Below are 12,986 nucleotides of genomic sequence, written 5' to 3' on the forward strand. Positions count from 1 at the left end.
GCGGGGGGCCAACCTATGACGAAACTGACCGTTGCTATCGTGCTGGCGCTGGGCGCGCTGGCCTTCACGGGTTTTTTCTTTGGGACGAAGTTCCTCCAGCGGAAGAACCTCCTGCTCGGACTGGAATGGTATATTCTGGCAATCTCGGCGACTAACGGGGTCGTCTACTTTCTGACCGGGTGGCAGACATCCTTCATCATCACGAGTTTCTGCGACGCCTTTTCGCGTACCGTGGGCATACCAATAATCGGAATCATCGGTCTGGTTCAGGCCTTCAATGGCTGGAGACCGTCGCACGTCCTGGAGGCCGGGCTGTTTGCGGGCGGGGCATTGGTGGCGGTGCTCGTACTGACCGTAGCGCCGATCCATGAGGCGCTTCCGATGGGTTCGGTCGTTCTCGGCCTCGGCTTTGATGCTGCGTTGATCCTCATGAGCATCGCCCTGTTTCGAGGCGGCGCAGCAGGACACGCATTCGCCGTGGTGCTCTGCGCTCTGGCCCTTCTGGCGATTGCATTGTGGGATGGCATTCCACAAGATCCGGACGGCGCGGGCAGTATCCTGCTGAATTTCTGGGTCGTTTCGGATTTGGTATGGGCGATTGCCTTCGCGGAGGTCTATTTCGCCTATTGTGCGCTGGAAGATCTCCACTGGCAGAATGCCCGTCAGCTGCAACGCTTCTGACAAGGGGGATTGGCACGGGAGGTGCGTGGCGGCTGCGTAAAGGTGACGATGCTGTATAATGGATCGCCCGTGAAGTGCCGCCAATTACTGGGGTCCGATACCAACTAAAGCGGGAGACGGCGCTTGTTGGCTGCTCTCGCGGCCGCATCCGAATAACTGAAATCGTGACAGGGGCCCGCTCACGGACGAGGGAAATATTTTCCGTGCTCAAGTAAAGGCGCCTCGGAGCGGGCATACTCAGAGATTGATATATAGCCGGGTGGCCGAGACGTGTGTCCAGGCTCGTAGCGATAAGAGCCTCGGCGTGTGTTCAAGCACGATCCTTACGTCCGGCATTTTATTCAAAATGCGATTTCGTGACCACACATTCGGGTGTGCCCAGCCGCGCTGAAGGGACGGAACGGTGCGGACCGCGTTGTTCGATGTCGCTAGTATCGATGCCGCTGACCAAGGGCTGGAAGGAATGGAGCCTGACCTGCCGTTCCCATTGGCTTATCGCGGCATTTATAAAGAGCGGCAGCGCGAAGTTGATTGGCAGCTCTACGACAGTATCGGTGTGCGCCGTGCGAACCCTCCTTCCAAAAGGAAAATCCGCCGGAATTACTAACGCTTGGTGTGGAGCACTTTCACCGTGTCACCTCAAATGAGCATCACGCGCACCAGCCGTCGTCGACGAGCAAGATAAGGCCATGAACACCCTTGGCATCGTCGCTTGCCAGAAAGGCGGCGGCGCCGGCCATGTCGTTCGCGTCCATGAAGGCACGCCCGGTCGGCGTCCGGTTGCTCATTTGAGCCATATAGTCTTCGTGGCCCGGACCGCGCAGATGGGCGTTTATCGGTGTGGCGACGTTGCCCGGCGCGATCGCGTTCACGTTGATATTCTCTCGTGCGAGTTCAGACGCGAGCGCCTTGGTCAGCAAGGACACGCCACCCTTTGATGCGCAATAGGCGGGGCAGTTCGGAAAGGCATCGACGCCAGCGATCGACGAAAGGTTGATAACTTTGCCGCCGCCCTGCTTGCGATACCACGGCAAGACCGCCTGAACGCAGAAAAAGGTGCCCTTGAGATTGAGATCGATCTGTTCGTCCCAGATCGCTTCGGTAGTTTCGGCCACGGGCACGGTGCGAAAGGTGCCGGCATTGTTCACCAGAATATCGATACGACCAAATTCGGCGCCGACATCTTCCACAAATCGCTGGATATCAGCAACGTCGGCGCAATTTCCACGCACCGCCTTCGCGTTGCCTCCCGCTGCAACGATTTCAGACACAACCTTGTCGGCCGCCGCATCGTTGCGGCTGTATACGATGGCGACGGTCGCCCCATCCTTGGCGAGGCGTTTGGCGATCGCCTCGCCGATACCCTGGCTTCCGCCAGTGACAATCGCAACTTTTCCCTGAAGTTTCATTTTCTTACTCCGCTAAACCGATTGTGCTCCGTAGATGGCGGCGGCGCGTTCCGCACTGATCCATCCTTCCTGAACGTCGCGGCGGATACTCGCCGGATCACGCGTCCTCGGATCGCCGTAGCCGCCACCGCCGCATGTTACGGATACGACCGCTTCGCCGGGACGAACGGTCAGCACCATAACTTGATCGATGGCGACACGGCTGCCATCGGCCCTGCGGAGATACTGGCTGGAGGCGCCGCCAGTTCCGCCGCCGCGCACGCCCGTGGGACCGTTTACCAAGCCATCGCTGACGAAGGCGACGTCGATGGTGCAATCGACCGGGCCGAAGACCACTTCCAGGCTTGGTGCGCCTCGCTGCCTGCCTGGTCCTTCGGTGTCCTTCACCAGACGGCGGCTCTCGACAAGAATCGGCTGGCACAACTCGTCGAGCTCGACGCTGTCGATGAAGCAAAGTCCCCCATTGCCGGCATGGAGGTAGGTGAGCCATGCATCGTTACCGGAAGTGGCAGCCCCCCCGGTCGCACCCAGAAAAAGCTGGTTGATAAACGGTTTGCCGGTACGTGGATCGCGGCCCGAAACGACACCGCTAGCCGGAGACAGACCGGCCCCGACTTCGGCCATGCCGAAACCGTCGGCGATCTGGGCAATCGCGCCTTGGGTAGCCGCGCAAACACGATCGGCAATGTTGGTCGTCGCGGCCGAGCAACTCGTCGGATGAACTGGGATACCGCAGACGCAGCCTTCGCGCAGCCGTACTTCGACACGCCGGAACGCACCGGCATTTTTTGGCACCGAGTGATCGATCGAGTTGAACACTCCGATCAGCGCGCTGGTACGCGCACATGCCTCGCTGAGGTTAAGGCCGCAGGGCAAGCTGTCGCTGTTTTCCGTGAGATCGACCACGATCCGCGCCTGCGCCGGGTCCACCTCGACGATCGCCTTGATGACGATGCCTTCGACCGGCGTACCGGGAATATGATCGTGCGTGCTCGTTGCGCTGATTCGGCCTGCAGGGAGTTGCCGGATGGCGTCCATCATCCCTTGTTCGCTGTAGTCCAGCCAGCGGTGCGTGAAGGCATCAAGCTGATCCCAGCCGATCTCGGCGGCGAGAGCGAGGAGTTCCTGTTCTCCGATCCGCGCGGCGCCGAGCATGGCAAGGAAATCACCTTTCCATTGCTCGGGTACACGGATGCGCATCTCGCACATGCGCACGATATCTTCGATCGTCTCGAAATTCTCCTGGACCTTGACGGCCGGAAAGATCAGCGCGCCTTCCTCGTACACATCGCGCGCTGTGCCGTGATAGGTTGTGGGAAGCGAATTGCCGATGTCGGCCTGATGAGCTTTGGCGACGACGGTGAAGCGATGCCGCCCGTCGTCGTCGATCACCGGCACCAGAATACTATGATCCGCGGGATGCGAGCAGCCGTGATAGGGCGAGTTGTGTAGAAAGGCGTCGCCGCGCTTCAGTTGGGGATGAAATCGCTGCATTGACGCCGCCATCAAGTCGGGACCAGACAGGACATGGATCGGCAGACTCTCGGCCGCGGCAAGAAGCTGATGGTCGGCAGTGACAATGCATGCCGAGAAATCTCGCGCGCGATTGAGCACTCCGGATCTGCCTGCGCGAAGCAGCGTGTTCGCCATCTTGCGGGCGGCGCCTTCGAACCGGTTGTTGAGGATGGCGAGCTGGGCGCCGTCGAGTGGCGATGTCTCGGAGTTGGGCAAGGTGGTCATGCTGCCGCTCCCTGGGTGGAGAGATCGATCACGAGGCTCCCGTCCCCGGTTCGCCAGAAGGTTGTACCAGGATCGGCGACCACGGTTGTGAAGGGTGATTCAATCAGCGCGGGCCCATGTTGAACTTCGCCGATTGCGAGTAACGGGAAAGATACAACTCTGGTTTCGCAGGCGCCCACGGCGGGGAAATACGCTTGGCGGGTGGCCGGCCGCTGTTCGTCGCCGGCACGGACGTGCATCCGGCCGATCATCCGTTCATGCACCCGGCAGCTGGCCCGCGCCGACCAGCCGATAATCTCCACCGCCGATTGTTCGTCGCGGAAGGCAAAGATCCTTTCGTGGGTTCGGTGCATCGCCTCAACCACCGCGTCGACGTCATCCTGTCCTTCGAAGACGTCGAAGGTGAGGGGCACCTCGATTTCCCACACCTGCTGTTCGTAGCGCGCCTCGAGCGCGAACTGGATCTGTGGGTGGAAACTGCTGCTTCCGGTATCAGCCAAAAAAGCTTCGCTCCGTTGGCGCAGGTCACGCAGGATGGCGTTGGCGCGTTCGCGGTCGAAGCGCGATGTCACCATATAGTCGACCGCACGAAAATCCGCTGCCAGTTCGGACATCAACGCGCCGGCCGCGCTCAGTGCCGCGCCGACCTCCGGAATCACCAGCCTCGGAATGTTCATCCGCCGTGCGATGAAAATGGAATTCAGGCCGGCAGCGCCTCCCCCACCTATCAATATGGCCTTGCGGGGATCGATGCCTTGGTTGACCGTAATGTCGGCAATGGCCTGTGCCATGTTTTCGGTAGCCAGAGTGACGATCGCCAATGCCGCGTCCTCGACGCTCATGCCGAGCGGCGTGGCGATGCGCTGCTGGATCGCGCAACGCGCGGAATCGATCCTTAATGTCATCTTGCCCCCCAGAAAGTAATCGGGGTCGAGATAACCAAGTACGACACATGCATCGCTTAGCGTCGGTTCGATGCCGCCACGACCATAGCAGACCGGTCCCGGAACCGCGCCGGCGCTTTGCGGGCCGACGCGCAGCAGACCGCCTTTGTCCACGTGAGCGATGCTTCCGCCGCCGGCACCGACGCTCTGCACGTCCACCGACGGAAAGCCGGTCATGTGGCCGCGAAAGGGCTGGCCGATCCAGGCGTCTCGGGTGAGGGGGATGCGCCCACCGCGAACCAGGCTGACGTCGTAGGTCGTTCCACCGGTGTCGGCGACCACGATATCTGCGCCGGGCATTGCGCGTTCACCAAAATATTTGCCGGCTACCGGCGCCAGCGATGGCCCGGAATTGATTGCGCGGATCGGCGACTGCGCGACTTCGTGCGCATCGACCATGCCACCCTGCGATGTGAGAACGAGCAATCGGCCCCTGAACCCGACCGACCGCAACCTTTCGGTGAGCGAACCGAGATAGGAGCCCATCAGCGGACGCAGCGAGGCATCAATGGCGGCGGATGAGGCGCGGCGGAATTCGCGGATCGTCGGATTGAGCGTGCTGGACAGGGTTACCGGCACGCCAGGAAGGTGTTCGGCAAGAAGTTCGCGGATTCGCAATTCATGGGCGGTGTTGGCCACCGCCCACAACAGCGCGACGGCCACTGCCTCGACCTTTAATGCAAGAAGATGCTCACAGATCGCTACGACCGCCGCCTCGTCCAATGGAGTCACAACGCGTCCGTCGGCGCCGATTCGTTCGGGTACCTCGAAGGTTAGCGAGCGCGGGATGTAAGGCTCGGGATAGGCGATGGTAAAGTTGAACGGCTCCATCCGGCCGCCTTCACGCAAGACGAGAATGTCAGGATGACCCTGCGTAGTGAGCAGCGCCGTTCGCGCGGTGCGGCCGGTGATGACCGCGTTGATTGCGTGGGTGGTGCCGTGAATGAATACATCGGCTTTCGCGAGATAATCGGCGAGATCGACACCCGCCGCCTCTGCCGCCAGCCGGGCCGCGTCGAGCACGCCGCGTACAGGGTCGTCCGGAGTAGTCGACGCCTTGAACATTTCCAGGTTGCCGTCATCGTCCTCCACGATGAGATCGGTGAACGTCCCACCGGTATCGCAAGCCAACCGCATAGCTGTCGTTTCCGTCTCGTCGTCGAGTTGAAGGGCCATCGAATATATTACGGATCGGTAAGTGTCCAATGCGGTTCCGTGAGTCAATGCTATTTTTATGTCGCGGCGCTGATCGGGAAGGCGACCCGGCGTCAAATCTCCACACCGTTGACTTACGTATCCGTAATAGTAATATTCGGATCGGTAAAGAAGGGTTGTTTAAAGTTTGGGTATAAACGATTCCAGAACGGCAGTTTCATCGCCATCGAAGCCTGTCGTGAGTCCGCGCGAGGCCGAGACGCTCTGGCGGTGGGCTTTTGCGGGAGATGCGACGGCGATTCCGATTGCCAGTGAATTGGACGCGATCTTTCGTATGCGCTCCGCGACATGTGGGAGTGATTATCTTCTGCGGATCGTTCCCGCGCGGGAAGCTCGCGTCGTCGACTTGCAAGCCGCTTTGCTCGACTACCTGGGAGACGTCGTACCGGATCTTCCCGTCCCGCGATTGTGTCGCAACGCCAGCGGCCAGCTGGTTACGCTACTGAATACCGGCCAACTGGCGCTTGCGATGACTTTCCTGCCCGGCCGGCCCTTGGCCGCACTGAAAACCGAGGAGATCGATCGCGGCCGGATATTCGCGGAGCTTGCCCGGCTGGATCGGGCACTGGCGAATTTCGATCATGAAGCGGCCGTCCGCGACCTGTTGTGGGATGTTTCGCGAGCGGATCAGGTTCTGTCCATGGTAGAAGAAATCGGCGACGCGGACCTGCGTCGGCTTGCCGCTCAGGCATTGGCTGACTGGGAGGCGGAAGTCATGCCCATCCTGCCGACCTTGCGACAACAGATTCTCCACAACGATTTCAATCCATCCAACATATTGGTGGATGCAAATGCTCGGGTCACGGGAATCATCGATTTTGGCGACGTGGTGAAGGCGCCGCTGATCTGCGATCTGGCGACCGCCGTTGCGTATCAGGATCCGCGAGGCGATTTCGGCGATCTTCTGGCCATCGCGATCGACGGCTATGAGGCGGAGTACCATCTTACTCCCACAGAGCGAAGCATCCTGCCGGTTCTGGTGCGTGCAAGAGCGGCGATGGTTGCCGCGATCGCTCACTGGCGGTCTGCCCGAATGCCCGCGAACCGTGATTATCTCCTGCGGAACGTTCCGGCGGCCGCACGCCTCCTTGCTGCCGCTACAAGCGACCTCCACCGCATCTGAAGGAAGAGTGAGAGATGACGCGTGACACGTCCGGCATGCTGAATTCCTATTCCGGATCCATCGAAGTCGAGGCCAGCACCCAAGCCCTCATCGAGCGCCGGCGCGGGCTTCTAGGCCCGGCCTATCGCCTGTTCTACGAACATCCGATCCATATCGTGCGAGGCGAGGGAGCGTGGTTGTTCGATGCGGAAGGATATCGCTATCTCGACGCCTATAATAATGTAGCGTCAGTGGGGCATTGTCATCCCCATGTGGTCGCGGCGATCGCGCGGCAGGCAGCGACCCTCAATACCCATACACGCTACCTCGGCGCAGAAATTCTTGACTATGCCGAACGGATCCTGGCGACCATGCCCGATGATCTGGGTAACATCATGTTCACCTGCACGGGCAGTGAAGCCAACGACCTTGCCCTGCGCGTGGCGCGCCATTGCACCGGCGCCCGCGGCGTAATCGTCACGCGGCTGGCGTATCACGGCATCACGGAAGCGGTTGCCGCAATTTCGCCGTCGCTCGGCTTTGGAGGCGCGCAGCCACCCTATGTCCGCGTCGTCTCCGCTCCGGACAGTTATCGGCTTGGGAAAGAGGCGACTGCGATTCTCCTGCGCGAAACAGAGGAGGCGATCGCGGATCTGAAGGCGGCGGGGCATGGCGTCGCTGCGATGGTTTGCGACACTATTTTCTCCAGCGATGGGGTATTCGCGGAAGCCGGCCTGCTCTCCGAAGTAGCACGGGTTGTGCAGCGGGCCGGGGGGCTGTTCATCGCCGACGAAGTGCAGGCGGGTTTTGCCCGTACCGGCATGACGATGTGGGGATTCCAGCGGCACGATATGGTGCCGGACATCGTGACGATGGGAAAGCCGATGGCGAACGGTCACCCGGTCGCGGCGGCGGCTATGCGTCCTGACCTACTTGCGAGTTTCGGCGAGAACACGCGCTACTTCAATACGTTCGGTGGCAACACCGTGTCCTGCGCGGCCGCTGCGGCCACCCTGGACGTCATCGAGCGGCAAGGACTAGCGGCGGGCGCCACCGCAATCGGGGCGCAATTCACCGATCGGCTGCGCGCGTCGATGGACCGTCATGAGGCAGTCGGCGACGTTCGGGGAGCGGGCCTGTTTTTGGGCGTGGAAATCGTTGCCGATCGCGCCAAGCGCACCCCCGATTCGGCCAGGGCGCAGGCGATCGTCAACGGGATGCGCGATCGACGAGTCCTTATCAGCAGCACCGGTACATATGGCAATGTCCTGAAAATCCGGCCGCCGTTGATCTGGGAAGAGGATCATGTCGCGATTTTTGCCGAGGCGTTCGACGCGACATTGGATGCCTTGTGCTGATTGTACCCGATCGGAGAGGCCTGCATCATCAATTATGTGGCCAGCTTACGTGTCGATAATATGCCTTATGGCGTGATCCGCGATTTGAGTTTGGGACGCGAAGGGTTCGCTTCGCCATGGAAGATAGGAAGGAAAAATCCGCAATTTGGTGGTGGGCCGTCGCTGCGGACCTTCGAATCGCGCGCACCTGCCTCTTTCCCGTCGTTAGCGACGAACACCATTATGTCGTGGGAGCTGGCGAACCGCGTTGTCGGATCAACTGTTCTGCCGCGGAAAAAAGCGTCCGGTCTTTTGTCAGTTATCCCCGGCATCCCGCCGTTGCGCCAGCCGGGCCGCGAATGGTTGCATGTCCTCCTGCGACACCGGATCGACCGTGGTGATGTTCAGCACTCGCGGGCGCGAACGCGCCTTGGCGACATAGGCGTGCGGCGTTTCGCAATTGAATAGGACACTGGCACCAGCCGGCAACTCGACCGGCGCCCTGCCTTCGACGTGCATGATGACAGTACCACGAAGCACGTAACAGAATTCGTAGCCCTTGTGCCCGCGCAAGCCGCCCGCGCTGTCAACGTCAACCGCGCGAATGTCGAAGATCACAGGCTGGATCCTGTCGTTTAGTCGGCTCGAGAGGTGCGGCGCATAATAAGCGTAACCGGGGACTTCCGTCGGGTCGCCAGAAGGCGGCATGGCGATGCTTATGTCGGAGCCCGAACCGTCCGTCGGGTCGTCCATCAATTCCGCCCACGATAGACGCAATCCCGCCATAAGCTTTATCAGCGTGGGGAAAGTCGGCGACATCTTGTTCGTTTCTACTCGGGACAGGGTTGCGGCGGGCACGCCGGTCAGATCACTGGCGCCATTCAACGACAAGCCCTGTTTCTCGCGATGTTCGCGGATGCGTTGGCCAAGCTTTTCCGTGAGATTATGATCAGCAAGCTCGCGTTTCCAGGCGAAGCGTTCTGACACCGCGTCCGTTTTGTTAGTCTTGGTTTTTGATGCCTTGCGTGCCACTATGTTTATATCCGTATGGTCCGGTGCGTCCGTTCTTATCCATAGACATTGCGCATGTCGATTGAAGTAGCGCGGCGATGATATCGAGGCGAATCATTGGTTACGTGCCGCGCTGGCGATCACCTTGCCCACGAGGCGACGATCCGCCGGCGCCTTGACGGCAGTGTCCGTGGTTGCGGCATGTGATGCCGGAACATGCCGGATATGGGCATCGTATCCTCTCCCGGCTTATGTCCAGCACTCCGCGCCTTTCAACAGAAGGAGGTTTGCAGCCGTGATGCCGACTCGGCATAGACGCCGCCAACAGGATTAAACATGCAAATGATCGCGCATCCGTCCGCCCCGGCTATATCCGCGGCCAGGTCGTGGTGATCATTTTGTACCGCTGGTAGATCAGTACGGCTCCAGCCCCGCCGGTTCGGGCAGCCTCCGCCCTGTCGTCGGAAAAGATTGCGGCGACGACATGCACTGGCGGCGACCTGCCAAAGCCGCGCCGCTGCGGTTGAGTAGAGCACGCGCGAGTGATGTTCCACAGACATGATACGACGACTGACGGATCAGACCAGCGCGCGCAGTTCTCGCTTCAGCACCTTGCCGCTCGCGTTCTTTGGCAACGACTCGGCGATGACCACCCGCTTGGGTAGCTTGAAACCAGCGAGCCGCGTGCGGCAATAATCGATCACTTCGGCTTCGGTGATGGCCTGGCCCTGTCGCGCGACCACCACAGCGGTAACCGCCTCGATCCAACGGGGATCGGGCATGCCGATGACGGCGGCCTCCGCGATCCCCGGATGACCATAAAGGACTTCCTCAACCTCGCGCGATGATACGTTCTCGCCGCCCGATTTGATCATGTCCTTCTTGCGATCCACGATGGTGATATAGCCGTCGGCGTCCATGACGCCGAGGTCGCCGCTGTGAAACCATCCGCCCGCGAAAGCCTCTGCGGTCCGCTTTGCATCGTTCCAATAACCAATCATGAGTTGAGGCGATTGATGGACGATTTCTCCGATCTCGCCAGCCGGAACATCGTGCATCGCATCATCGACGATGCGGGTGGAGACATGAAGCGTCGGGCGTCCGGCGGAGCCGGCGCGGTCGCCATGTTCGTGGGGAAACAGGACCGTCGCGACTGGTGCGATCTCCGTTTGCCCATAGAGGTTCCATAACCGCAGCGCAGGCAGCCGGCGGGCAAGCTCGCGCAGAATCTCCACCGGCATTATCGATGCGCCATAATAGCCGCACGCCAGTTGGGAAAGATCGGCATCGTCGAGGAGCGGTGATCGCAGGATGCCGATCCAGACGGTCGGCGGCGAGAAGAAGGATGTCACTTTATATCGGGAAAGCAATGGAATGAGATTATCCGGCGACGCCGTAGCGGTGATGATATTCGTGGCGCCGGACTGGAGCGCGGGCCCGAGCATCGCGTCTAGCTGGGCGCAATGAAACATTGGTAGCGCATGGAGCGCTACGGTTCGCGCCGACCATTCGCAATCGATGACGCAAGATTGGTATTGCCACAACACCGCGCCATGCGTGAGCATTGCGCCCTTGGGGCGAGATTCCGTACCGCTCGTATAGATGATCTGCAGCAGATCGTCCGCCGAGACGACTTCGTCCGGTATCGGGCCGGGCCGGCATAACGTGTCCCACGATGGAATACCGTCCGGCGGCGCTATACCTTCTCCCGCAATACCGAAAATTGCTTCCACGGCTGCGGTACGAGCGTCCAGGCCGAGTGCCTTTGTCGTCCGGTCGACGAATAGCAGGCGTGCGCCGGAATGATCGAGCACATAACGCACTTCCTCTGCGGTCAGCATGAAATTGATGGGAACCAGGACCGCCCCGATCCGGGCGACCGCGAAGCGGAGAGCGGCGAAGACATGGCTGTTGCGCGCCAGGATCGCGACGCGATCACCCTTCGCGATGCCGCGATCGATCAGGCCGCGACCTAGCGCATCCACGATGTCGTCGAACATCAGATACGACCAGCTTATCTCGCCGCAGATGATGGCGGGCTTGTTACCGTGCCGCGCGGCGCTCCTGCGCAACAAGGTTGACAAGGATTGGTGGCGAGCCTGATCGACGTGCATCTCTTCCTCTCTTGTCGTCCGCCTTTCTGACGGATGACCTGCTGGTTGCCGTCCAGGTCTGGATCGCTTTATTCCGTTTAGCGATTAGGCTTGAGCAGCAGCCCCGGAAGTGCCGCTTGGTCAATGCCAAGTTTGTCCGCGAGCCAATCGCAGATATATTCCATGCCAAGTGTCAGATTGTCGATCTGGCAATGCGATGCGCCAGTTTCCTCAGCGGTGAACACTTTCATGGTTACATCCTGGCCAGCGGCTTTCGAATAGGCGTAGGCTTCCTCGGCCAAGTGGAAACCGGCATGATCAAGTTCGCCTTCCACCATGAGATAGGGGCAACGAATCTTGTCCTGCACCCCTTCGAGCGAGAAGTCGGCAAGCTTCTCCAGGACGGCATCGAAACCCTCCAGCGTTCCTTCGCCCGGCACGCCAAGAATCCAGTGCAGATGCCGGACCGCGATACGGGATGGATTGTTCGCCGGCACGCCGACACAGCGTTGCGCATTCCAGATCACGCCGTCCGATACCACCGCTTTCAACCGATGTTCGAAACTGGCTGCGCGCGGAGCGTAATAGCCACCCAGGCTGGCGCCGTAGAGGGCGATCCGGTCAGGGTCGACGTCGGCGCGGGACTCCAGATAGTCCACGCATGCACCTACCGGCACTTCCGTATCGAAGCGCGACCGGAGCTTTTGCCGTCGCAAGGTGCCACCCTGTCCGGGCAAGTCGACCAATAGCAGCGACAGGCCGCGCGCGAAGGCGTGACGGGTGATCTCGTGCAGCAGTTCGTCCTTGAACTCATCCAACCCGCCAAAGCAGATCACCACTGGATGCCGGTCAAGCGAATATGGCGCGCGAAGGAAATATGCGTCGAGATGCGCGCCGTTCTCATAGGGGACGCGGACGACCTCGCCCGCGGGGTCCATGCGCCTCATATATTCACGCGAACAGCCTTCGATCAGGTCGAGCAGCTGCAATCGCCGCGGATCATCGTGGCGCAGGAAAAATTCGGCCGACCGGAAATAATTCGCCGCGCGCAGCCAATTGTCCCGAGCGGTTTGCACATGGCCGATCGCCAACGCGGCCTCTGCCCGGGCCTTGTTGCGATGGCCGAGCGCGGTCCACTCCTTATGCCAGCTCTCGTCGTCACCGGGTGAAATGCGGGTGCCGGCCTGAAAGCACTCGCTTATGGTGCTGGCGCCCTCCTGCGCTGCCCCCAGCACGCGCATGAACTGGAAAGAATAGTCCGGATTGTCGGGCCACTGCATCCAACCCGCCGGCTGATACTCGCCCCGGCGACCGGCGATCGCGGTTGCGCAAGTCTGATCGTTCATACAAACCCCTTATGCGAGCAATATTCCATGCGGGTATTACGGATCGGTAATAGTTTTGTCGAGCTATTTCGCGCGGTGAATCACGAGGCTGAACAGAGAGCGGTCGAA

At 60.6% G+C, this 12,986-nt stretch carries 10 protein-coding genes and 1 pseudogene; 5 read left to right on the top strand and 6 right to left on the bottom strand.

Going from position 1 to position 12,986, the window contains the following annotated elements; all coding sequences use genetic code 11:
- Positions 1-15 precede the first annotated feature (15 nt).
- Complete coding sequence (locus tag F9288_RS09685; RefSeq protein WP_174836424.1) at positions 16-681, top strand: hypothetical protein; 666 nt, start codon at positions 16-18, stop codon at positions 679-681.
- A 403-nt stretch (positions 682-1,084) separates the two neighbouring features.
- Positions 1,085-1,288 (top strand): hypothetical protein, encoded by a 204-nt coding sequence (locus tag F9288_RS09690; RefSeq protein WP_174836425.1) that lies wholly within the window; start codon positions 1,085-1,087, stop codon positions 1,286-1,288.
- Positions 1,289-1,331: 43 nt separating this feature from the next.
- On the opposite strand, the gene F9288_RS09695 is transcribed toward F9288_RS09690, so the two are convergent.
- The 3 genes from F9288_RS09695 to F9288_RS09705 are packed head-to-tail and all read right to left on the bottom strand — an operon-like array spanning position 1,332 to position 5,950.
- The gene (locus F9288_RS09695) at positions 1,332-2,090 is read right to left on the bottom strand and encodes an SDR family NAD(P)-dependent oxidoreductase (protein ID WP_174836426.1); all 759 of its coding nucleotides are present in this window, start codon (positions 2,088-2,090) and stop codon (positions 1,332-1,334) included.
- Positions 2,091-2,102: 12 nt separating this feature from the next.
- Positions 2,103-3,830, bottom strand: coding sequence for a hydantoinase B/oxoprolinase family protein (locus tag F9288_RS09700; protein WP_174836427.1), 1,728 nt, complete (start codon positions 3,828-3,830; stop codon positions 2,103-2,105).
- Positions 3,827-5,950: a hydantoinase/oxoprolinase family protein gene (locus F9288_RS09705; RefSeq protein WP_254621149.1), complete on the bottom strand. Its 2,124-nt coding sequence runs from the start codon at positions 5,948-5,950 to the stop codon at positions 3,827-3,829. Before F9288_RS09705 ends, F9288_RS09700 begins: the two co-directional genes overlap by 4 nt.
- A 217-nt stretch (positions 5,951-6,167) precedes the next feature.
- On the opposite strand from F9288_RS09705, the gene F9288_RS09710 reads away from it, so the two are divergent.
- The 3 genes and pseudogenes from F9288_RS09710 to F9288_RS22145 form a co-directional block, all read left to right on the top strand.
- Positions 6,168-7,112, top strand: a complete 945-nt coding sequence (locus F9288_RS09710; RefSeq protein WP_174836428.1) for a phosphotransferase — start codon at positions 6,168-6,170, stop codon at positions 7,110-7,112.
- Positions 7,113-7,126: 14 nt separating this feature from the next.
- Positions 7,127-8,449 carry an aspartate aminotransferase family protein gene (locus F9288_RS09715; protein WP_174836429.1) on the top strand — a complete coding sequence of 441 codons (1,323 nt, stop codon included), beginning with the start codon at positions 7,127-7,129 and terminating at the stop codon, positions 8,447-8,449.
- Between the two features lie 24 nt (positions 8,450-8,473).
- A pseudogene (locus F9288_RS22145) lies at positions 8,474-8,657 on the top strand (hypothetical protein); the annotation flags it as partial.
- A gap of 86 nt (positions 8,658-8,743) precedes the next feature.
- Here the strand turns inward: F9288_RS22145 and F9288_RS09720 are convergent.
- The 3 genes from F9288_RS09720 to F9288_RS09730 form a co-directional block, all read right to left on the bottom strand.
- Positions 8,744-9,460: a helix-turn-helix domain-containing protein gene (locus F9288_RS09720; protein ID WP_174836430.1), complete on the bottom strand. Its 717-nt coding sequence runs from the start codon at positions 9,458-9,460 to the stop codon at positions 8,744-8,746.
- A 557-nt stretch (positions 9,461-10,017) separates the two neighbouring features.
- The gene (locus tag F9288_RS09725) at positions 10,018-11,553 is read right to left on the bottom strand and encodes a fatty acyl-CoA synthetase (protein ID WP_174836431.1); all 1,536 of its coding nucleotides are present in this window, start codon (positions 11,551-11,553) and stop codon (positions 10,018-10,020) included.
- Between the two features lie 77 nt (positions 11,554-11,630).
- Positions 11,631-12,878: a S9 family peptidase gene (locus F9288_RS09730; protein WP_174836432.1), complete on the bottom strand. Its 1,248-nt coding sequence runs from the start codon at positions 12,876-12,878 to the stop codon at positions 11,631-11,633.
- Positions 12,879-12,986 lie beyond the last annotated feature (108 nt).

This window comes from Sphingomonas sp. CL5.1, assembly GCF_013344685.1.
In the GTDB taxonomy this organism is placed as follows: domain Bacteria; phylum Pseudomonadota; class Alphaproteobacteria; order Sphingomonadales; family Sphingomonadaceae; genus Sphingomonas.